The 21270-nt window shown below is 33.2% G+C and carries 17 protein-coding genes and 1 pseudogene; 13 read left to right on the forward strand and 5 right to left on the reverse strand.

Features of this window, described 5'->3' with window-relative positions; translation table 11 throughout:
• Positions 1–25 precede the first annotated feature (25 nt).
• From ACQKCJ_RS00650 to ACQKCJ_RS00660, 3 genes are all read left to right on the forward strand, one after another.
• Complete coding sequence (locus ACQKCJ_RS00650) at positions 26–352, forward strand: YtxH domain-containing protein (RefSeq protein ID WP_271336739.1); 327 nt, start codon at positions 26–28, stop codon at positions 350–352.
• 123 nt (positions 353–475) lie between these two features.
• Positions 476–826, forward strand: coding sequence for a competence protein (locus ACQKCJ_RS00655; protein WP_271336738.1), 351 nt, complete (start codon positions 476–478; stop codon positions 824–826).
• A 2-nt stretch (positions 827–828) separates the two neighbouring features.
• Positions 829–1083: a DUF6327 family protein gene (locus ACQKCJ_RS00660; protein WP_271336737.1), complete on the forward strand. Its 255-nt coding sequence runs from the start codon at positions 829–831 to the stop codon at positions 1081–1083.
• 22 nt (positions 1084–1105) lie between these two features.
• On the opposite strand, the gene ACQKCJ_RS00665 is transcribed toward ACQKCJ_RS00660, so the two are convergent.
• The gene (locus tag ACQKCJ_RS00665) at positions 1106–2086 is read right to left on the reverse strand and encodes an SPFH domain-containing protein (RefSeq protein WP_271336736.1); all 981 of its coding nucleotides are present in this window, start codon (positions 2084–2086) and stop codon (positions 1106–1108) included.
• Positions 2087–2273: 187 nt separating this feature from the next.
• The gene (gene gltX / locus ACQKCJ_RS00670) at positions 2274–3779 is read right to left on the reverse strand and encodes a glutamate--tRNA ligase (protein ID WP_427401135.1); all 1506 of its coding nucleotides are present in this window, start codon (positions 3777–3779) and stop codon (positions 2274–2276) included.
• 162 nt (positions 3780–3941) lie between these two features.
• On the opposite strand from gltX, the gene ACQKCJ_RS00675 reads away from it, so the two are divergent.
• The 9 genes from ACQKCJ_RS00675 to ACQKCJ_RS00715 all read left to right on the forward strand — a co-directional run bounded on the left by ACQKCJ_RS00675 (position 3942) and on the right by ACQKCJ_RS00715 (position 16848).
• Positions 3942–7349 carry a hypothetical protein gene (locus tag ACQKCJ_RS00675; protein WP_427401136.1) on the forward strand — a complete coding sequence of 1136 codons (3408 nt, stop codon included), beginning with the start codon at positions 3942–3944 and terminating at the stop codon, positions 7347–7349.
• Entirely contained in the window at positions 7346–7762 is a 417-nt protein-coding gene (gene ybeY / locus ACQKCJ_RS00680) for an rRNA maturation RNase YbeY (RefSeq protein ID WP_427401137.1), read from the forward strand. Before ACQKCJ_RS00675 ends, ybeY begins: the two co-directional genes overlap by 4 nt.
• A gap of 507 nt (positions 7763–8269) precedes the next feature.
• Positions 8270–10141 (forward strand): tRNA uridine-5-carboxymethylaminomethyl(34) synthesis enzyme MnmG, encoded by a 1872-nt coding sequence (mnmG, locus tag ACQKCJ_RS00685; protein ID WP_427401138.1) that lies wholly within the window; start codon positions 8270–8272, stop codon positions 10139–10141.
• A gap of 374 nt (positions 10142–10515) precedes the next feature.
• Positions 10516–10980 carry a hypothetical protein gene (locus ACQKCJ_RS00690; RefSeq protein ID WP_427401139.1) on the forward strand — a complete coding sequence of 155 codons (465 nt, stop codon included), beginning with the start codon at positions 10516–10518 and terminating at the stop codon, positions 10978–10980.
• Positions 10981–11074: 94 nt separating this feature from the next.
• On the forward strand, positions 11075–11923 hold the full coding sequence (locus tag ACQKCJ_RS00695; protein ID WP_427401140.1) for a class I SAM-dependent methyltransferase: 849 nt from the start codon (positions 11075–11077) through the stop codon (positions 11921–11923).
• 246 nt (positions 11924–12169) lie between these two features.
• Positions 12170–12748 (forward strand): OmpH family outer membrane protein, encoded by a 579-nt coding sequence (locus ACQKCJ_RS00700; RefSeq protein WP_271336729.1) that lies wholly within the window; start codon positions 12170–12172, stop codon positions 12746–12748.
• Between the two features lie 100 nt (positions 12749–12848).
• Positions 12849–15128, forward strand: coding sequence for a helix-turn-helix domain-containing protein (locus tag ACQKCJ_RS00705; RefSeq protein WP_427401141.1), 2280 nt, complete (start codon positions 12849–12851; stop codon positions 15126–15128).
• Between the two features lie 68 nt (positions 15129–15196).
• Positions 15197–15955: a hypothetical protein gene (locus tag ACQKCJ_RS00710; protein ID WP_427401142.1), complete on the forward strand. Its 759-nt coding sequence runs from the start codon at positions 15197–15199 to the stop codon at positions 15953–15955.
• A 131-nt stretch (positions 15956–16086) separates the two neighbouring features.
• Complete coding sequence (locus ACQKCJ_RS00715) at positions 16087–16848, forward strand: hypothetical protein (protein ID WP_427401143.1); 762 nt, start codon at positions 16087–16089, stop codon at positions 16846–16848.
• 43 nt (positions 16849–16891) lie between these two features.
• On the opposite strand, the gene ACQKCJ_RS00720 is transcribed toward ACQKCJ_RS00715, so the two are convergent.
• Positions 16892–17329, reverse strand: coding sequence for a hypothetical protein (locus ACQKCJ_RS00720; RefSeq protein WP_427401144.1), 438 nt, complete (start codon positions 17327–17329; stop codon positions 16892–16894).
• A gap of 131 nt (positions 17330–17460) precedes the next feature.
• Entirely contained in the window at positions 17461–18426 is a 966-nt protein-coding gene (locus ACQKCJ_RS00725) for an SPOR domain-containing protein (protein WP_271336724.1), read from the reverse strand.
• A gap of 257 nt (positions 18427–18683) precedes the next feature.
• Between ACQKCJ_RS00725 and dprA the strand changes: the two are divergent.
• Positions 18684–19772: pseudogene (dprA, locus tag ACQKCJ_RS00730) on the forward strand (DNA-processing protein DprA).
• A gap of 488 nt (positions 19773–20260) precedes the next feature.
• On the opposite strand, the gene trpS reads toward dprA, so the two are convergent.
• Positions 20261–21235, reverse strand: a complete 975-nt coding sequence (gene trpS, locus ACQKCJ_RS00735; protein ID WP_427401145.1) for a tryptophan--tRNA ligase — start codon at positions 21233–21235, stop codon at positions 20261–20263.
• Positions 21236–21270 lie beyond the last annotated feature (35 nt).

Below are 21270 nucleotides of genomic sequence, written 5' to 3' on the forward strand. Positions count from 1 at the left end.
TAGTAATCATTTAAATTTTAATGTTATGTCAAAAAATGTAAATACAGTTGCGGCAATTTTAGCTGGTGCTGCAGTAGGAGCAGCGTTCGGAATTTTATTTGCTCCGGAAAAAGGATCAAAAACTCGCGCTAAGCTGAAGGAAGGTTTAGATGATGCGAAACATAATTTGAAAGATTCACTTTCTGCAAGTTCTGAAGTATTGCGTGAAAAGTTCGCACATGCAAAAGAAAATCTTGATGGAACATATGGTGAGCTACTTTCGAATATGAGTTACAAAACTGAAGAAGTAATTAGCTTTTTAGAAACTAAATTAGCTGATTTGAAAGCTCAAAACGCTAAACTTCAAAAATAATAATCCAGGAAGCACAAAGCTTAAAATGGTTTTATGATTGTTTAGATTATTTTAAAAGATAATCGATATTGCAATTATTAGATCATGAGTTTTGTGCTTCTTTTTTTAATTAAAATTACAATTATGGCTTTTGAAGAATTAAAAGAAAATACTGAAAAAATTCAAGATCAGGCTAAAGTTTATCTTGATAGTCATTTGGCTTATTATAAACTTTGGGTTTTTAAAGTGACCATGAAATCAGCGACTTTAATTTTAAAGTTTACTTTGATTTTATTGTGCTTTAGTATGGTGATGATATTCGGATCTTTTGCTGCAGCATATGCTTTTGGAGCTTTATTCGAAAGTAATGCACTTGGCTTTTTAGCAGTAGGAGGGATCTATTTAATCTTTACAATTTTACTTTTCTTCTTGAAAGATAAATTTGTTGAAGGTCCGATATTGGGAAAATTTTCAGAAATATTTTTTAATGATTAATTATGGAAACTAAAAAATACTCATCATACGCGGCAATAGAAAGAGATTTGGAAATTTTGAAACTCGAAAAAGATATTAATTACCAAAAACTAGTTTTAAGTTTTCAGAAAACGAAAGAATCTATAACACCTCAAAGTATTGTTGGTGGAGTTTTTTCTTCTTATAAAGAATACTTTACAAAATCTTATCCACAGATTTTACAATCCATTTTACCTTTTGTAATCAATTGGTTTATCAATAAAAAAAGAGGCAAATAAGCCTCTTTTTTGTTTTTATAATTTATTTTGTTTCTGGTTCGATGTCATCTTCATAACCATGTTGTGGTTCAATAGGTTTTGGTTTCGCTAATTTTTTATTGTTTTTCTTCATCATTTCACCAACTTGGTTTGATGCTGAGAACGATGCAACCATATTGTTTAACATATCACTTCCGGCTTGAGGAGAGTTTGGTAACAAGATTAGGTTAGAATTTGCATCTGCACCAATTGCCTGCAGTGTGTCATAATGTTGTGTAACTACAATTAATGCTGAAGCTTCTTGGGAATTGATTCCAACACTGTTCAAAACTTCAACACTTTCTACTAAACCTCTTGCAATTTCACGACGTTGATCTGCAATACCTTGACCTTGTAAACGTTTACTTTCAGCTTCAGCTTTTGCTTTTGCAACGATTCTGATTCTTGAACTTTCAGCTTCAAATTCAGCAGCCGTTTTTTCTCTGTCAGCAGCGTTGATTCTGTTCATGGCATTTTTTACCTGAATATCCGGATCAATATCGGTTACCAAAGTGTTGATAATATCATAACCATAAGTAGTCATTGCTTCATTTAATTCTCTTTTTACGGCAATTGCGATATCGTCTTTTCTTTCAAAAACATCATCCAATTTTAATTTAGGAACTTCGGCACGAACAACATCAAAAACATAAGCGGTAATCTGATCGTGTGGATATTCCAGTTTATAAAAAGCATCGTATACTTTTTCCTGAATAACTTTGAACTGTACCGAAACTTTCATTTTGATAAAAACGTTGTCTTTGGTTTTGGTTTCGATGATAACATCTAACTGTTGAATTTTAAGATTCACACGTCCGGCCAATCTGTCAACTACAGGAATTTTTAATTGTAAACCTGAATTTCTCACGCTATGGAATTTTCCAAATCTTTCGATAACAACCGAACTTTGTTGTTTTACTGTAAAGAATGACGACATGAAAATAAAGAGCGCAATAACTAAAAAGATAATAAGTACTGGATTCATAATGATATTGATTTAGTTTTTATGATCTGGTAAATTACGAATAATCTGCCAAATTCAATTTTTTAAGCGTAAAAAAAACGCTAAGAACATATTATCAATGTTTCTTAGCGCTGAAATTATTTTACCATTAAGAGATTAAGTTCATAAAGCTTGCCTTAATTTTTCTTAATCTCTTAATGGTGATAAATTATAATGTTGCAATTGCTTTCTGTATTCTCGAAATAGTTTCTTCTTTTCCGATAATTTCAACAATGTCAAATAGGTGAGGACCTTTAAGAGCTCCAACCAAACTCAAACGAAAAGGCTGCATAACTTTACCCATTCCTATTTCATTTTTAGTCAACCAATCTTTTACTATTGCTTCGATATTTGCTGAATCAAAACCATCGATATATTCAAGAGTCGAAATCAATTCCTGCATTAATGCCGGCGTTTCTTCCTTCCAGTTTTTGCTTGCTTTTTCATCATAAGATGTTGGCGCCTGGAAAAAGAAATCTGTTAAATCCCAAAATTCAGAAACAAAATGAGCTCTTTCTTTAATTAAGGAAACGATTCTTGTAACATCAAATTTAGAAATATCAACACCTTTTTCTACTAAAATAGGAGTGAAGTCTTTCGCTAAATCAGCATCATTTTTTTTGATTAAATATTGATGATTGAACCATTTATTTTTCTCAGGATCAAATTTAGCTCCGGATTTATGAACTCTGTTCAAGTCAAAAGATTCAACTAATTCTTCTAATGAAAATAATTCTTTATCCGTTCCATCATTCCAACCTAACAAGGCAAGGAAGTTTATAACTGCTTCCGGGAAAAATCCTTTCTCTCTGTAACCTGATGAAACACCTTCTTCGGTTTTCCATTCTAGTGGAAACACAGGAAATCCTAATTTGTCACCATCTCTTTTAGATAATTTTCCATTTCCAACGGGTTTTAAAATCAAAGGCAAATGTGCAAATTCCGGCGCATCCCAGCCAAAAGCTCTGTATAGTAAAACGTGAAGAGGCATCGATGGCAACCATTCTTCACCACGAATTACATGTGAAGTTTCCATCAAATGATCATCAACAATATTGGCTAAATGGTATGTTGGCATTCCGTCACTTTTGAACAATACTTTATCATCAAGTAAACTGGTTTCGAATTTTACATCACCACGAATAATATCTTTTAAATGTAACGTTTCATCTACCGGAGTTTTAAAACGGATCACATAATGTTCTCCATTTGCAATTCTTTTAGCAACTTCTTCAGCAGAAATTACCAGAGAAGTATCAAGCTTTTCACGGATCGTGTGATTGTAAATAAATGTTTTTCCTTCAGCTTCTTGTTCTTTTCTCAAAGCGTCAAGAGTTTCCGGAGTATCAAAAGCATAATATGCCCAACCTGAATTGATCAATTGATCAGCATAAGTTTGGTATAATTCCTTACGATCACTTTGTCTGTACGGACCAAATTTTTCATTTTTCCCAACAGTTTCATCAGGAGCAATTCCTAACCATTCTAATGCTTCCATAATATAAGCTTCGGCACCTGGAACAAAACGAGTTTGATCGGTATCCTCAATTCTTAAATAAAAAACACCATTGTTTTTTTTGGCAAATAAATAATTAAATAGGGCAGTACGAACTCCGCCAATATGTAAAGGTCCTGTTGGACTTGGTGCAAAACGCACACGAACTTGCTTTGACATTTGTTTAAATTTTGATGCAAAGATACGATTCTAATTAGAGAATTAGAAAATGAGTTTTAATTAGATAATGCCTTGCTTATAGCTTAATTGACTAATTTTCTCATTGATAATTATCTAATTAAAATTACTACTTTTATGGGTTATAAATAAAAGAGATTCAACTTGAAAACAACATCTGCGATATATCAAAAGCTAGAAGCATTTATAAAGAAATATTATACTAATGAATTGATAAAAGGGGGACTTCTTTTTATTGGTTTCGGATTGTTGTATTTTCTATTCACGCTTTTTATTGAGTATTTCCTTTGGCTAAAACCATTAGGAAGAACATTGTTGTTTTGGATATTTATAGGAGTAGAGGTTTTCCTTTTGTTTCGATTTATATTATTCCCAATTTTCAAGTTATTCAAACTTCAAAAAGGAATCGATTATAATCAGGCCTCCACTATTATTGGAAACCATTTTACAGAAGTAAGTGATAAGTTGACTAACTTTTTGCAATTGTCAGAGTCTGAGAATTCAACAGAAAGTTCAGAGTTGATGTTAGCTTCGATAGAGCAAAAAGCAAATTCATTGCAGCCAATTCCGTTTGGGAATGCCATCAATTTTAAAAACAATAAGAAGTATTTACCTTTGGCAATTATTCCAATTTTGCTTTTTGCCGTGTTTTATATTTCTGGAAACAGCAATGTTATTTCTCAAAGTTTAAATAGAGTAGTACATTTTAATGCTACTTTTTTACCACCGGCTCCTTTTAAATTTGTGGTTCTAAACTCAAATTTACAAACAGAACAAAACAAAGATTTTGTTGTCAAAATGGAATCTGTTGGGAATGTTGTTCCAGAGAATGTAATGATTCATATTGGTAACGAAAGTTATTTTATGGAGTCATCTCAACCAGGAAAGTTTGAATTCAAGATTGAAAAACCAGTATCGAATGTTGAATTTTCTTTTGAGGGAAATTCAGTTTTATCAGAAGAATATGAGTTGAAAGTAATTACAGTTCCATCAATTGCCAACTTCGAAATGGTATTGAATTTTCCATCTTATCTAAAAAAGAAATCTGAAATTATTCAGGGAACAGGAAATGCAATTGTACCGGAAGGAACTTTGGTTACCTGGAAAATGAATACACAATCGACTCAGGAAATTGTATGGAAAGATGATAATTCGACTTTCAAGTTTAATAAATCCGAAAACGAATTTAAATTGGCTAAAAATATCAGTCAAAATACAGAATATCAAATTCTTACCTCAAATAATAAGGTCAAAAACTACGAAAAACTAGATTATCAGTTGTCAGTGATCAAAGATCAGCATCCAACTATCACAGTTAGTCCTGCACCGGACAGTTTAAAGCTCGATAAAAATTATGTTTTGGGTAGGTTAGGAGATGACTATGGTTTGTCTAAACTTCAGGTGGTTTACTACGAACGCGATAAACCAAGCACTGCCAAGCGTGGAACAATACCGGTTAAGTCTGGAGTATTTGATCAGTTTGTTTTTAATTTTCCAAGTAATCTTGCAGTTCAGGAAGGAGTTTCTTATGAGTACTATTTTGAAGTTTTTGATAACGATGCGCCTCATGGATTTAAGAGCACAAAGTCTTCTGTTTTTTCTGATCGTGTTTCGACAACAGATGAAGTTCATGATATGGAATTGCAACAGCAAAATGAAAATATCAATAGTTTAGAAAAATCTTTGAAGAATCAAAATAAGCAATTTTCTGAAATGGATAAAATTCAGAAAGCCGGAAAAGAGAAAGATAATTTAGAGTTCAAAGACCAGCAGAAAGTAAATGATTTTATCAAACGTCAGAAACAACAAGACGAATTGATGAAACAATTTGCTGAGAAAATGAATAAGAATTTGGACAAGTTTCAGTCTGAGAAGAAAGACAAAACTGCTGATGATTTGCAAAAACGTTTAGACAATGCCGAGAAAGATTTAGAAAAGAATCAGAAGTTAATGGACGAATTGAAGAACTTAAACGATAAATTGAATAGTGAAGATTTGTTTGATAAGATGGAAAAGTTCAAACAGATCAGCAAGAACCAATCCCGTAATCTGGAGCAATTGGTTGAATTAACAAAACGTTTTTATGTTTCTAAAAAAGCAGAACAAGTTGCTGATAAATTAAAAAAGTTAGCAGACCAACAAGAACAGCTTTCTAATAAAGACAAAGAAAATACGCAAGAGAAACAAGAGGATATCAATAAAGCTTTTGATAAAATCCAGGAAGATTTAAAAGATCTGAAAGAGGAAAACAAAACATTAAAAGCTCCTTTAGATATTCCTTCTGATGCTTCAAAAGAGAAAGATGTTAAGGAAGATTTGAAGAAAGCTTCTGAAGAGTTGAGTAAAAAGAATTCCTCTTCGGCTAAGCCAAAACAGAAAAGTGCAGCCAAAAAAATGAAGAGTATGGCGGAGCAAATGGATTCAAGTATGGAGGGTGGAGAACGAGAACAACTGGAAGAAGATGTAGCAATGCTTCGTCAGGTTCTGGATAATCTTTTAGCATTTTCTTTATCGGAAGAAGATGTAATGAAACAATTTAAATCTATGAAGTTGGGATCTTCAGCTTATACTAAGAACATAAAAGTACAGCAGAATTTGAAACAACAGTTTAAACATGTCGATGATAGTTTGTTTGCATTGTCTTTACGTAACCCAAAAGTGGCCGAAGATGTAACGAAGGAAATTGGAAATGTACAGTATAATGTAGATAAAGCGATTGAAAGTTTAAGCGATGTTCAGGTTCCTAAAGGAGTTTCGCATCAACAGTATGCGGTTTCATCTGCCAATAAATTAGCTGATTTTTTAAGTGATTTATTGAATAATATGCAAATGTTAATGTCTAAACCAGGAGCAGGAAAACCAAAACCAGGAGATGGACAAGGAATGCAATTGCCGGATATTATTCAAAAACAAAAAGGTTTGGCTGACAAGATGAAAGAAGGAATGAAATCTGGTGATAAGCCTGGGGACAAACAAGGAGACAAACCCGGCGATAAACCCGGAGAAGGCCAACAAGGAAAATCCGGTGAAGGAAAGCAAGGTCAGGGAAGAGACGGCAAAGGAAAAAACGGAGATGGTAAAAATGGTCAAGGAAGTAAAAGCGGTGAAAAAGGAAATGATGGAAAAGACGGAAGTGATGGAGAAGGAGATGCTGAAGCTATCATGGAAATATATAAAGAGCAAGTCAAACTTCGTGAAGCGTTACAAAAGGAGTTAGCAAAACAAGGTTTAGATTCTCAGGGTAGATCTGTAATTGATCAAATGAAAGCTTCGGAAAAGCAACTTTTGAATAAAGGTTTTAAGAATGAAAACTTACAACGTATACTTAATATTCAACAGGAATTATTAAAATTGAACAATGCCGTTCAGCAGCAAGGGCAAGATACAAAACGACAATCGGAAACTAGTAAAGCGGAATTTTCTAATAGAACGAATGCGTTACCAACTTCGTTATTGGATTATTTAAACAGTGTAGAGATATTAAACAGACAATCACTACCTTTGCGCTCGAATTTTAATCAAAAGGTTCAAGAATATTTTAATACAAAATGATCAATTTTAATTACGAAACCGAATTTACTTTAGAGAACGAACTAGCCTTTGCAGATTGGTTAAGCGCTGTAATAGTTTCTGAAAGTAAAAACGAAGGAGAGATAAATTATGTTTTTTGTGATGATGATTATCTTCACAAGATAAATGTAGAATATCTAAACCACGATACACTAACAGATATTATCAGCTTTGATTATACAGTTGGTAATGAACTGAACGGAGATATATTTGTTTCTGTTGAAAGAGTAGAAGACAATGCAAAAGATTTTAATGTTTCTTTTGAAGAAGAATTGAAGCGTGTTCTTGCTCATGGTATATTACATTACTGTGGATATAAAGACAAGAGTGATGCTGATGCTGAACTTATGCGTTCTAAAGAAGATGAAAAGATAGCTATGTTTCACGTGGAATAGTAAAGTATTAAATGCTAAAATTTACTAATTCCAATTTCCAATTGTTTCACGTGAAACATAAGTTTGGCTCTGTATTTTAAAAAACGAATGTTTCACGTGGAACGTTTAGCGAAAAACTTTGACTAAAGAATTTAAACTTATATGTTAGTATTGTTTCACGTGGAACATAAATATTAGAAGTGATATTCGAAAAGTAAAGAATGTTTCACGTGGAACATAAAAAAATGCGTAAAAAGTTTTAGTTTGAAATTTCAGGTTGTACTTAATTTAATCTGTTCCACGTGGAACAGATTGGTGAATGATTTGAAGTTAGAACTTGATATTGAATGCTGTTCCACGTGGAACAGTATATGTGTTTTAATATGAGATTTCGGTTTTTAAGATTGGAATTTGGAATTTGAAAAACTGATTATTGGTGCAAGTGCACCGTTCCACGTGGAACAAAAATGAATGTAATGATAATTCTGAGAACTGACTTAAACGGTTTCCGGAGAATAATAAAGCAAAATGTTTTTAGAAGAATACGATGTTATTGTAGTTGGTGCAGGTCATGCCGGATCTGAAGCCGCGGCAGCGGCCGCAAATTTAGGATCAAAAACTTTATTGGTTACAATGAGTTTGCAGAACATTGCACAGATGTCTTGTAATCCAGCGATGGGTGGAATTGCAAAAGGACAAATCGTGCGCGAGATTGATGCGCTTGGAGGATACTCAGGAATTGTTTCTGATAGAACTGCAATTCAATTTAAGATGTTGAATAAATCAAAGGGGCCGGCAATGTGGTCTCCGAGAGTTCAAAGTGATCGAATGCGTTTTGCCGAAGAATGGAGAATGATGTTGGAGGGAACTCCAAATTTGGATTTCTACCAAGAGATGGTAAAAGGTTTGATTATCGAGGACGGAAAGATAAAAGGAATCAAAACTTCGTTGGGAGTGGAGATCAGATCTAAATCTGTGGTGTTGACAAATGGAACTTTTTTGAATGGTTTGATTCATATTGGAGAAAAACAATTCGGAGGAGGAAGAGCTGGTGAAAGTGCCGCGACCGGAATTACTGAAGATTTAGTAAAAGTAGGATTTGAATCTGGAAGAATGAAAACTGGAACGCCACCACGAGTTGATGGACGTTCTTTAGATTATTCTAAAATGAACGAAGAAAAGGGAGATGCAAAACCGGATAAGTTTTCTTATTCGGATTTGACGTCTCCGTTGACGCATCAGAGATCTTGCCACATGACTTACACTTCATTGGATGTTCATGATATTTTAAGAGAAGGTTTTGATCGTTCTCCAATGTTCAACGGAAGAATCAAAAGCCTTGGCCCGAGATATTGCCCTTCGATAGAAGATAAGATAAATCGTTTTGCTGATAAAGAACGTCACCAATTATTTGTTGAACCAGAGGGTTGGAATACTTGTGAGGTTTATGTAAACGGATTTTCAACTTCGCTTCCGGAAGATATTCAGTTCAAAGCGTTGCGTTCAGTTGTAGGATTTGAAAAAGTGAAATTCTTCCGTCCTGGATATGCAATAGAATATGATTATTTTCCGCCAACACAATTGAAGCATACTTTGGAAACGAAGTTAGTTGAAGGTTTATATTTTGCCGGACAAATCAACGGAACAACAGGATATGAAGAAGCAGCTTCGCAAGGATTGATGGCCGGAATAAATGCACATTTAAAAGTACATGAAAAAGCACCGTTGATTTTAAAACGTGACGAAGCTTATATTGGAGTTTTGATTGATGACTTGATTACGAAAGGAACGGAAGAACCGTATCGTATGTTTACATCAAGAGCAGAGTATAGAACATTGTTGCGTCAGGATAATGCCGATTTCAGATTAACGCCAATGTCACATGAAATTGGTTTGGCTTCTGAAGCTCGTTTACGTAGAATGGAGAAGAAATTAAACGAATCTGAAAAGATGGTGGCTTTCTTTAAAGAGACAAGTGTTTCGGTTGCAGAAACAAATCCAATTTTAGAAGCTAAAGAAACTGCTCCGATTACGCAAGGTGATAAAATGTTTAAAGTTTTCTCACGTCCTCAAATATATTTAGAGGATATGATGAAGTTTGAAAAAGTAAAGGAATATATAGAAGCTAATGATGTTGATCAGGAAATTTTGGAACAAGCCGAAATCCAGGTTAAATATTCTGGTTATATCGAAAAGGAAAGAAATAACGCAGATAAGCTAACTCGTTTAGAAGATGTGAAAATTCCTGAAAGTTTTGATTATAATAAAATTAAATCAATGTCGATTGAAGCCAAACAAAAATTAAGCAAGATTCGTCCTGTGACAATTTCTCAAGCTTCAAGAATAAGCGGAGTGTCACCAAGTGATATTTCGGTTTTATTGATTTATATGGGAAGGTAAGAAGTTTTCAGTCTCAGTTTTCAGTTATCAGTGAATGCTGGATACTGAATAATGAGACTGTTTATTGAAATGTTCCACGTGAAACTATTTTTTAATTCATATATCTGAAATTAGATGTGGTGATTATTTTTAATTGTTCCACGTGAAACAAGTTTGAGAAAAATTTAAAAAGAATAGTAATTTTAATATGTTAGATTAAGATTTTGAGATAGTTTGTAATTACGAGGTACAAGGAGTCTACGTGAGTAACTCCATAATCTAAAGAATTAATATTTGTAGATCTTGCAGCGAAAATTGCTTCAGTAGTTCGATGACGTTCGCATCCTCTTGGTTAGGAATGACAAAAGATAAACAAAAGGCTATAATTTATAATTATGAGAATTATTCAAGAAAAAGTTTTATCATTAGAACAAAAGAATTCCTTAATGCAACTTTGGAATAATGAATATCCTGATAAATTGAAATATGAGTCAGTCAATGATTTTAATTTGTATTTAGATGGATTATCGAATGCAAAACATCATTTGTTTATTGATGATCAAAATAAAATTAAAGGTTGGGCATTTGCTTTTTTAAGAGATAATGAAAATTGGTTTGCAATAATTATTGATAGTCAACTTCACGGAAAAGGCAAGGGGCGGTTGATGATCGAAGCATTAAAAAAGAATAACGACAATTTAAACGGTTGGGTTGTTGATCACGAAAATGACATCAAACAAAATAAGGAGGCATATAAATCTCCGTTATTGTTTTATATGAAAAATGATTTTATAGTTTGTAAAGAAACGAGAATTGAAAACGAAAAAATATCTGCTGTCAAAATAAATTGGAAGCGTTAAAAATAAATATTAAAGATTAAAAGAGACCCTAAAAACAGAAATTCTGCTTTTAGGGTTTGCTATGAAATTAAACCAAAATCCCCTATATTAAAAAATGGACGTTTTAAACAAAAAACATTTTCTTACTGTAAAAGACCATTCTGTATCTAAAGAAATTTTCGAATTGTATCATGACGAAGCTTTAGACATGTTAATTACATCTCCGCAACCTGATTTGCAAAATTTGGGAAGATATTACGAAAGCGAAGATTATATTTCGCACACGGATAACAAACGTTCGTTATTTGAAAAAGCTTATCACTTTGTGAAAAATATAGCTTTAAAAAATAAACTGAATTTAATAAATGACGAGCAATCTAAAAAAGGAAGAATTTTAGACATTGGTGCCGGAACGGGAGATTTTTTGTTAACAGCAAAAAATGATGGTTGGGAAACTGTTGGAGTAGAACCTAGTGAAAGAGCAAAAAATATTGCAATACAAAAAGGAATTTCTTTTGTGAACGAAATTGGTGATCTTCAAAATAATTCTTTTGATGTGATTACAATGTGGCATGTTTTAGAACACGTCCCAAATTTAGAACTACAAATTCAGGAATTGAAGCGTTTATTAAAACCAACTGGAACATTAATTGTTGCGGTTCCAAATTTCAAATCTTACGACGCAAAATATTATAATGAATTTTGGGCAGCTTTTGATGTGCCAATTCATTTTTGGCATTTTTCTAAAAAAGCCATTCAATCGCTTTTTGAAAAAGTAGATATGAAGTTGGAAAAAGTACTTCCCATGAAATTTGATTCTTTTTATGTGAGCTTATTATCTGAAAAATACAAAACCGGAAAAATGAATTACATCAGTGCTTTTTTTGTTGGTTTAAAATCAAATTTAAAAGCGAGCAGTACAAAAGAGTATTCATCGCACATTTATGTCTTAAAAAACAAGTAAAACGCAATTTAAGCGCGTTTCTGGCGTTTTCTTTGTATAAGTGAGGAGTAATTATGTCTTTTTTGAGATAATGTTTCTAATAAAAGATATGAAAGTCACTTTTGATAGGGTAGAATTATTGACATTTTTCTTTCCATAAATAAAAACAATATCATAAAATTCTAGCATTTTTTAAACTTTATGTTGATGCTATTTATTTTTTTATATTTTTGTCTTCAATACATTAAAAAATTAGAAATTCAAAAAATGAAAAAAGCATTAGTAATTATCGCACTTTCAATTTTCGCCGTTTCATGTAGTAAAACTGCAGAAGTTAAGGAAGTAAAAACAGCTTACGTAGATACTTCGGTTTTAATGAAAGAGTACACTGAAGCAAAAGACCTTGAAGCAAAATACAAAGGACAAGCTGAAGAAAAAGGAAGACAACTACAAGCTGAAATTGCACGCTTTAAACAAGACGCTGCCAGTTTTCAAAGTCAGGCACAAGCAAACGGTCAGGCTTGGGCTCAACAAAGAGGAGCTGAGTTGCAAAAAAGAGAACAACAATTGGGTTATGCTCAACAAGCTTTGTCTCAGCAATTGCAACAAGAAAGCGGTGTTGAAATGGATTCTCTAGTAAGTGGAGTTAAAAAATTCATCAAAGATTACGGTAAGAAAAACGGTTATTCTTATATCTATGGTACTGGTGATGCTGCCTCAATCTTATACGCTGAAGAGAAATATGATATTACAAAAGATATCGTTAAAGCTTTGAATGACAAGTATAAAACAGCTCCTAAAACAGAAGAAAAAGCTCCGGCTAAAGAAGAAGCTGCAAAAAAATAATACCAAACTAACTAACTAAATTTAAAAACCTAAATCTGTATAGATTTAGGTTTTTTCTTTTATAAAAATGCGATACTTTTAGGTTTTCAATACACGCCCAATGCAAAACGTTACAGAAGCAGCTGCTTACACCTTACAATTCATCAATCAAACGCAAAAATCGATCTTCCTGACTGGTAAAGCAGGAACCGGGAAAACTACGCTTTTGCGTGAAATCATTGCTACAACGCATAAAAGCACTGTAGTTGTGGCACCAACAGGAATCGCGGCACTAAATGCTGGTGGAGTTACGATACACTCGATGTTTCAATTGCCATTTTCTGCCTTTATTCCGTCTTATGAAGAAGCTTCCCAATTTACTGAAACAGTGAAATTTGAGAATAAGGAAACTTTACGACGACACTTCAAAATGAATAATGTCAAGCGTAATGTTATCAAGAACATGGAACTTTTGATTATTGATGAAGTGAGTATGTTACGCGCTGATTTACTGGATGCTATCGATTTTATGATGCAGACAGTTCGAAGAATTTCTAAACCTTTTGGAGGGGTTCAGGTGCTTTTTATTGGTGATTTATTGCAGCTTCCGCCAGTAATTCGTGATGAAGAATGGCGAACTTTGCGCAATTATTATAAAGGAAAATTCTTTTTTCATTCGCATGTAATTCAACAATATCCACCGCTATATATCGAATTATCAAAGATTTATCGCCAAAGCGATGATACTTTTATATCGGTTTTAAATAATCTTCGAAACAATCAGATCACGCCCCAGGATATTCAGGTTTTAAACGAATATGTTAAGCCTGATTTCGACTTAAAAAATAATCCGGGTTATATTACATTAACTACGCATAATGCAAAAGCCGATTCGATTAATGAACAGGCAATTGGTGATTTAGCAGGAAATGAGTTCTCTTATCAACCGTTTATTGTGGGTGATTTTCCGGAGAAAATATTTCCGGTTGAGGAAAATTTAAAGTTGAAAATTGGTGCTCAGGTCATGTTCGTTAAAAATGATGCATCTTTTGAAAAACGTTATTTCAACGGAAAGATGGGGGTAGTAAAATCCCTTTCTCCAGAAGAAATTTTCATTCATTTCCCGGAAGAGAACAAAACCATTGAAGTGGAGAAATATGAGTGGAAAAATATCCGTTATAAAGTAAACGATCTCACGAAGGAAGTCGAAGAAGAAGTTTTAGGCACATTTGCTCATTATCCTCTAAAATTGGCGTGGGCAATTACTGTGCATAAAAGTCAGGGATTAACTTTTGAGAAAGCGGCGCTCGATGTATCGCAAGTTTTTTTGCCCGGGCAGGCATATGTTGCATTATCGCGTTTAACTTCCTTAAACGGGCTTATTTTGCTGTCTCCGCTACAAATGAATGGTATCTCGAACGATCAGGATGTAATGGATTATGCTTTAAACAAAGCGACAGAAGAAGTTTTAAAACATTCGTTACACTTCGAAACGAAAAATTTCATTCATAACTATTTGATTAACAGTTTTAATTGGGCCGATTTGGCTCAGGAATGGCGCAATCATCGTTTTAGCTATAATGAAAATGCGGTGGCATCAGAAAAATCAAAACATTCCGTATGGGCACATAAGCGTTTAGAAATTATAGATTCGTTGATTGATCCTTCGCAAAAATTCGTTCATCAGCTCAATAAAATTTTCAATAAAGAAACTGTTGATTTATTTTTTGTACAGGAAAGGGTAGTGGCGGCTTATGATTATTTTTTTAAGCCAATGGACAAACTGGTGACGGATCTTTTGAATAAAATGGCCGAAATTCAGAAATTTAAAAAAGTAAAAGAGTTCTATGAAGAACTGGCTTTTTTGGATGATTTGCAAACCAAAGCAGTTTTGCGTTTAATGAAGGCTAAATTACTGATAGAAATTGTCGTGGCAGGTGAAACCATCTGCAAAGAGAAATTGACGTCTACAGCGATTAAAAACTACAAATTAGATAAGATTGCTAAGATCCGGGAGGAACTTAATATGTCGAATACTGATATTTTTAAATCTGATGAGCCTGTAGTGCGCTATACTGCACGAAAATTAGATAAAAATGTACCAAAGGCTGACAAGAAAACAACCGTAGAAGAAACGCATGATTTATGGCTGGAGAAAAATTCGATTCAGGATATTGCCAGAATTAGAAAATTAACGGCACAAACTATTGAAATGCATTTAGTTAAATTGATTCAGGCTAAGAAAGTAGACATTTCAGATGTTTTGCCGTACGATAAAATCCTGGCGCTTCGTGAAGCTTTTGAATTTTATCAGGAAGAATCACTGAACGGTTTAAAAGAAAAACACGGAGAAGAATTTACCTGGGATGAGCTTAAAATGTTCAAAGCCAGTATCAATTAAGTTTAGATTTTGGAATTTAGATATTTAATCTGAGTTATGAATAAATTACGTTATGTAAAATAGAAAACATGAGAAAGCTATTATGTATCCTGTTCATAGGTATTACCATTCAAAATGCTGCAGGGCAGGACTTGAAACCTGAATATCAAAAGTTCGTTAAAAATTTTATTGATAATGTCAAAAACGATAGGAAAGAAGCTGTAGCCGAAGCAATTAAATATCCTTTGAGAAGAGAAAATCCAATTCCGGATATTAAAAATAAAACAGAATTTGTAAAAAGATATGCTGAAATTTTTGATCTTAACCTGAAAACTGAAATTTCAAAATCGGATCCTGCAAAAGACTGGTCAGAAGTAGGGTGGAGAGGCATAATGCTTAATAATGGTACTTTGTGGATGGATACTGACGGAAAGGTTTTCTCTATTAATTATCAGTCAAAAGTCGAAAATGATCTCAAAAACAAGTTGATCGCTTCAGAAAAAAACAAGCTTCATCCATCAATTGCGAAGTTTAAAGAACCCCAAATTATCTTAGAAACCTCTAAATTCAGAGTAAGAATTGATGATTTGGGAAATGATAATTACAGATATGCTTCCTGGTCTATAAGACAATCAATGAGTGAAAAGCCAGATTTAATCATTACAAACGGAAAATGGTTTCAGGACGGAACTGGCGGAAATAATCATTATGATTTCAAAAAAGGAAATTTTCTTTACCAGTGTTATATTACTGTTTTGGGTACAAAAGATTCGGCACCAGCTAATTTAACCATTTATCAAAACGGAAAAGAAATTCTGAATCAGGATGCTAAAATTGTTCCACGTTAAACATAAATCCTATTCGTTACGGCGAATAGGATTTTTGCTTTATAAGCATTCTGACCTTGTTCCACGTGAGTATAAATTATTTATATTTGATTGTAATTGTCAGATTAATAATTAATTAAAAATATTTTAGGATGAAAAGAGCAAATGTATTTTTAGTACTATTGATTTTTTGCAGCAGTGTTGTTGCCGCCCAGGATTTGAAAATTGATTACCAGAAATTTATAAAAAAGTTCATTGAAAATATAAAAAACGACAACAAAGAAGCAATCAGCGATTTGGTCGTTTATCCGCTAAAGCGGGAATATCCAATACCGGATATTGCAAATAAGTCAGATTTTGTAAAGCGATATTCTGAGATTTTTGATGCAGCACTAAAGAATGAAATTATAAAATCTTCTCCCATAAAAAGCTGGATTGAAATGGGCTTGCGTGGTGTAATGCTAAATCATGGCAGTATCTGGCTGGATATCGAAGGACGTTTAACCGCCATAAATTATCAATCAAAATATGAAACAGAACTTAAAAATAAACTGATCGCAGCGCAGAAAAAAAGTTTAGATCCAAGTATTGCTTTTTTTCAAAGCCCCATTTGTATTTTAGAAACATCTAAATTCAAAATCAGAATCGATAATCTGGGAAATAATAATTATCGTTATGCTTCGTGGCCGATACAAAAAGAAATGACTGAAAAGCCTGATTTAGTGATTAATGGTGGTGAATTAGTTGTAGAAGGATTAGGTGGAAATCATCAGTATGAATTCAAAAAAGATAATTTTCTTTACGAATGTGCCATTATAGTTTTGGGCGAGGAAAATTCGCCTCCGGCGAGATTAAGAATTTATCAAGCTACTAAGGTTATTCTTTCTCAGGAGGCTACAATTGTTCCACGTTAAACAAAAAATCCTATTCGTAAGCAAATAGGATTTTTTGTTTTATCTAAGATTGCAGGTTATCAAGTTTTTTCTGTTGCTCTATTTTCTTGAGCTTAAGTTTTTGAATTTCAAGATCTTTCTCTTTTATTTTTATTTGCTGTTTTTGCAAGTATTCAGGAGAATTGGAACCTGAATTTATTTTTGATGAAAGTTTTTGATTATCACTTTCCAGTTTGTCAATTTTTTTGTTTGTAGAGTCAAGATCATCCTGTGAATTTTTAAGATCCCTTTGATTTCTTTCTACTTTTTTTTGTTCTTTTTTTAATTGAGATTGATCGTTATCCAGTTTTCTACTATATTGATCTGTTGCCCTCTGAGATTCATCATCAGTTTTTTTCTGTATGATTTCCGGAGACTCTTCTGTATTTGCTATTTGGGCAAAGAATAATTGAGACTGTAATAAAAATGATAGGATAAGGAATAATTTTAAGGCGTATTTCATGACTTTTTGTTCGTTATAAATTATAGAACAAAAGTAGAGTGCCAATTGTATAGGTCTGGCCTGATAAGGTTTTTTTAAAGATAAAATAGGACAAAAAAAATCCTATTCGGTTTGAATAGGATTTCTTATAATTATAAATTTTCGATTAGGATCCAGGCTTCTGGATTTTCACCTTTTTGTATATCTTTTTGTGCTTTTTGTGCCTCAGACATCGTAGCATAACTTCCGTATAGAACCGGGAATAAGCCGTGTTTGTTTTCGCTTAACATTCTCGCACTAAAACCATCTTTAATAAGTTGATTATAAGCTTTTCTTGCATTTTGTTCACTTCTATAAGCTCCTGCCATAATGTGGTAAGGCATTACTTTTTCTTCTGCGTTTTCTACTTTTGCAGAATCAATTGAAAGCGTTACGGCCGGTAATGGGCTTTGAATAAAAAATGTAGCTTCCTGTATCTTGTTTTGTACTTTTTTCTGTACAGCACTTTCTACAATAAGTGTTTTGGCATCTATTTGATTTTGGTACAAAGGGTATCCAATACTTCCTGTAATTCCTAGTCCCAGAATGAAAATGGCAGCATATTTTAAGAATGAATTAGATGATTTTCCATCTTCTTCCTCAAATAAAGCGATAGGTTCTCTCTCTTGGATTTCCTGTATTTTTTTCTCGAAAAGTTCTTTTTTCACAACTGGTGAAACAAAAGGGCTTAAACCAAAAGAACTCGCTAGATAATTTGTTTGATCGTTAGGAGTGAAGATTATATTTTTCTCTGCGTTAAGACGCATTTCTCCAATATTTTTAAGACTTATAACGCCATTTTCTTCCAGCGTTTTTTTCCAACTTATCACTTCAAAAGCAATAGCACTTACTGCAAAACCATAAGATGTTTTTTCTGCATTAGCGATATGATTTGCTAATAGTCCATCATTATTTTTTAGATGGCTATTAAAAGAGATTGATTTTTTGGGTGGAAAAAACGAATTTGTATTTTCATTCAGCTGAGCCGAGTGAATTTCTGTTAAAAATGCTCCAAACCCTGGAACCGTTACACACTGATAACGATACAATAACTGTGCTATATAGTTTTCGATTTTCATAGTAACAAAGTTATGCAACGAATATAGTTATCAAAATTTTATTCACAATTTTTATTAACAATTCGAGTATTTTTACAAACCGTTATTTAACAGTAAGTTATCATAAAAACTGTTTTAGGTTAAAGTAGTATAATATCTTTAATTTTTTATTTTTTGAAAGAATTTACTTCTAATTTGTATCTTTGCCTTTCTTAGAATTAGAATTAAAATTCGTTTTATAAAGATATTTTTCGCCGCCATTTAATTGTATACAATCCATGTCAGATCAAGATTTATTTTATTTATTAGCCTTATTAAAAGTGGAAGGTGTTGGAGATATTATGGCCAAAAAATTGCTGACACACTGTGGTAATGCCGAAACCATTTTTAAAACTAAAATGAATCAAATTGCTGCAATTGATGGGGTTGGAGCTGTATTGCTCAAAAATTTCAAGGATAAATCTATTTTTGAGAAAGCAAATCTGGAACTTGAATTTATCAAATCGAATAACATAAAAGTTTCTTTTTTCAGGACGAAAATTACCCGGAACGACTGAAACATTGTATTGATTCTCCGGTTTTAATTTTTTCTGCAGGAAATATAAATTTAAAAAACAAAAAAATAATAGGTATTGTTGGAACACGCCAAATTACACCTTACGGAATGGAGTTCTGCAAGAAATTAATCGAAGATTTGTCGCCGCTTAATCCGTTATAGTAAGTGGTTTTGCTTATGGAGTAGATATTGTGGCACATCAGTTAGCGATGGATTATAATTTGCAGACCATTGGAGTTCTGGCTCATGGTTTAAATCAAATTTATCCTAAAACACATAAAAAATATGTTGCCAAGATGGAAGAAAATGGTGGATTTATTACTGAGTTTTGGAGTTCATCAAATCCTGATAAGGAAAATTTTGTGCGTAGAAATCGCATTGTTGCAGGCATGACAGAGGCTACTATTGTAATTGAATCTGCAGACAGAGGTGGTTCGTTGATTACCGCAAACCTGGCCAATGATTATAATCGGGATGTTTTTGCAGTTCCGGGACGTGTTACAGACAAGTTCAGTCAGGGCTGTAATAACCTGATTAAGACTCAAAAAGCGAATGTACTGACAAGTGCTGCCGATTTGGTTTATATATTGAATTGGGATATTGAAAATAAAACAAAACCTATCCAGAAACAGTTATTTGTAGAGCTTGAACCTGATGAACAAAAAGTATATGATTTTCTTCTAAAAAACGGAAAAGAATTACTCGGTACTATAGCGTTAAAATGTGATTTTCCTATTTATAGAATCTCGGCTTGTTATTGAATATGGAGCTTAAAGGCTTGATAAGACCATTGCCCGGGAAATTGTTTTAAGCGATATAAAGATTTAATGTTTTCTATTTATTTGACTTGTAAACGTTTATGCAAAACAGGATCATAGAAAGGATGCAAAAAATTAAGGGGACGATTAATTTTTCAAAAGACATCATGTAGATGGTTACTATAGTAATCTCAAAATGGACTAAAGAAATGTAATAATTTGTCTTTCGGTGAAGAAGAAATACTGCTAAATAGCCAATAATAAAAACACTTTGCGAGAGTATAAAAAAAGCGGTTAGTTTTATCTGATTCGAAAAATTATAAGCCCAGCCTACGGTTTTATTTATTGTGTACGATTTGTCATCTCCAAATAGATAACCTAATAAAAAGCCCAGCATAAAAAGGGTTATTAGGAGAGCAAACATGTATTTTGTAAATATTTTTCTCACTACTTCGATGAATCAAAAAGACTTCATTTTTAAATAAAAACGCAGTAGGTTTTATCCGGATGACCTGGGATAAAACCTACTGCGTTTAAAATATTATTTTCCAAATCCAAGTACTTCACGAACTTTTGCCAGAACGCCGTCAGCAACCACAGAAGCTTTTGCCGCACCTTTTTTAAGCAAGGCATCCACTTCGTCAAGATTATTGATGTAGTAAGTGTATTTTTCTCTTTCTGTTTTAAATTTTTCGGTAATCAATTCAAACAAAGCTTGTTTGGCGTGACCGTAACCGTAATTTCCACCCAAATAATTGGCTCTCATTTCTACAATTTGAGTTTCACTTCCTAACAAGGAATAGATCGCAAAAGCATTACAAGTATCCGGATTTTTAGGATCTTCAAGCGGCGTACTGTCCGTTTCGATACTCATAACCTGTTTACGAAGCGTTTTATCATCAACGAAAATATTAATAATATTGTTTGCTGATTTACTCATTTTTCCACCATTTGTTCCGGGAATCAATTTGCTGTCTTCCTGAATTTTAGCTTCAGGTATTACAAAAGTTTCCCCCATTTGATGATTAAAACGAGAAGCCACATCGCGAGTAATTTCCAGATGCTGCAATTGATCTTTACCAACCGGAACAAATTCAGCATCATATAATAAAATATCCGCTGCCATTAACATCGGATAAGAGAACAAACCAGCATTTACATCATCTAAACGATCTGCTTTGTCTTTGAAAGAATGGGCCAAAGTCAAACGTTGAAACGGAAAAAAGCAACTTAAATACCAGGTCAATTCAGTTGTCTGAACAACATCAGATTGTCTGTAAAAAGTAACGCGATCAATATCTAATCCAAAAGCAAGCCATGCTGCCGCTACACTAAAAGTGTTTTCGCGCAATGTTTTACCATCTTTAATTTGTGTAATCGAGTGTAAATCAGCAATAAACAAAAAAGATTCGTTTGCCGGATTATTCGATAATTCGATTGCAGGTATAATTGCTCCCAATAAATTGCCTAAGTGTGGCGTTCCAGTACTCTGAACACCAGTAAGTATTTTTGCCATTCTCGTTTTTTCTTATTACTAAACGCAAAGTTCGT

It is taken from the genome of Flavobacterium sp. NPDC079362 (assembly GCF_050267765.1).
Lineage (GTDB): Bacteria > Bacteroidota > Bacteroidia > Flavobacteriales > Flavobacteriaceae > Flavobacterium > Flavobacterium azizsancarii.

What these genes read in the sequence shown, in the direction of transcription:
- ACQKCJ_RS00650 (WP_271336739.1), top strand. Translation starts at nt 26, where the DNA reads ATGTCAAAAAATGTAAATACAGTTGCGGCAATTTTAGCTGGTGCTGCA.
- ACQKCJ_RS00655 (WP_271336738.1), top strand. Translation starts at nt 476, where the DNA reads ATGGCTTTTGAAGAATTAAAAGAAAATACTGAAAAAATTCAAGATCAG.
- ACQKCJ_RS00660 (WP_271336737.1), top strand. Translation starts at nt 829, where the DNA reads ATGGAAACTAAAAAATACTCATCATACGCGGCAATAGAAAGAGATTTG.
- ACQKCJ_RS00665 (WP_271336736.1), bottom strand. Translation starts at nt 2,086, where the DNA reads ATGAATCCAGTACTTATTATCTTTTTAGTTATTGCGCTCTTTATTTTC.
- gltX (WP_427401135.1), bottom strand. Translation starts at nt 3,779, where the DNA reads ATGTCAAAGCAAGTTCGTGTGCGTTTTGCACCAAGTCCAACAGGACCT.
- ybeY (WP_427401137.1), top strand. Translation starts at nt 7,346, where the DNA reads ATGATCAATTTTAATTACGAAACCGAATTTACTTTAGAGAACGAACTA.
- mnmG (WP_427401138.1), top strand. Translation starts at nt 8,270, where the DNA reads ATGTTTTTAGAAGAATACGATGTTATTGTAGTTGGTGCAGGTCATGCC.
- ACQKCJ_RS00690 (WP_427401139.1), top strand. Translation starts at nt 10,516, where the DNA reads ATGAGAATTATTCAAGAAAAAGTTTTATCATTAGAACAAAAGAATTCC.
- ACQKCJ_RS00695 (WP_427401140.1), top strand. Translation starts at nt 11,075, where the DNA reads ATGGACGTTTTAAACAAAAAACATTTTCTTACTGTAAAAGACCATTCT.
- ACQKCJ_RS00700 (WP_271336729.1), top strand. Translation starts at nt 12,170, where the DNA reads ATGAAAAAAGCATTAGTAATTATCGCACTTTCAATTTTCGCCGTTTCA.
- ACQKCJ_RS00705 (WP_427401141.1), top strand. Translation starts at nt 12,849, where the DNA reads ATGCAAAACGTTACAGAAGCAGCTGCTTACACCTTACAATTCATCAAT.
- ACQKCJ_RS00710 (WP_427401142.1), top strand. Translation starts at nt 15,197, where the DNA reads ATGAGAAAGCTATTATGTATCCTGTTCATAGGTATTACCATTCAAAAT.
- ACQKCJ_RS00715 (WP_427401143.1), top strand. Translation starts at nt 16,087, where the DNA reads ATGAAAAGAGCAAATGTATTTTTAGTACTATTGATTTTTTGCAGCAGT.
- ACQKCJ_RS00720 (WP_427401144.1), bottom strand. Translation starts at nt 17,329, where the DNA reads ATGAAATACGCCTTAAAATTATTCCTTATCCTATCATTTTTATTACAG.
- ACQKCJ_RS00725 (WP_271336724.1), bottom strand. Translation starts at nt 18,426, where the DNA reads ATGAAAATCGAAAACTATATAGCACAGTTATTGTATCGTTATCAGTGT.
- trpS (WP_427401145.1), bottom strand. Translation starts at nt 21,235, where the DNA reads ATGGCAAAAATACTTACTGGTGTTCAGAGTACTGGAACGCCACACTTA.